1 pseudogene is annotated in these 310 nt (G+C 62.3%); it reads right to left on the reverse strand.

What is annotated here, in order from left to right:
- A pseudogene (locus tag EN786_RS36940) lies at nt 1–310 on the reverse strand (acetyl-CoA carboxylase biotin carboxylase subunit); the annotation flags it as partial.

Raw genomic sequence — 310 nt, forward strand, 5'->3', positions numbered from 1 at the left:
CTCGGCGTTGATGCGGCATTCGATGGCATGGCCGTTGAACTTGATGTCTTCCTGCCTGACCGAAAGACCGCCGCCCGAGGCCACGCGGATTTGCTCGTGCACGAGATCGATGCCGGTGATCGCTTCCGTCACCGGATGCTCGACCTGCAGGCGCGTGTTCATCTCGATGAAATAGAACTCGCCATTCTCGTAGAGGAACTCGATCGTGCCGGCGCCGGAATAGCCGAGATCGGCGATCGCCTTGGCGCAGATGCCGCCGATGCGCGAACGCTCCTCGGCGTTGAGCGCCGGCGAATTGGCCTCTTCCCAG

The organism is Mesorhizobium sp. M4B.F.Ca.ET.143.01.1.1 (assembly GCF_004792275.1).
GTDB lineage: Bacteria > Pseudomonadota > Alphaproteobacteria > Rhizobiales > Rhizobiaceae > Mesorhizobium > Mesorhizobium abyssinicae.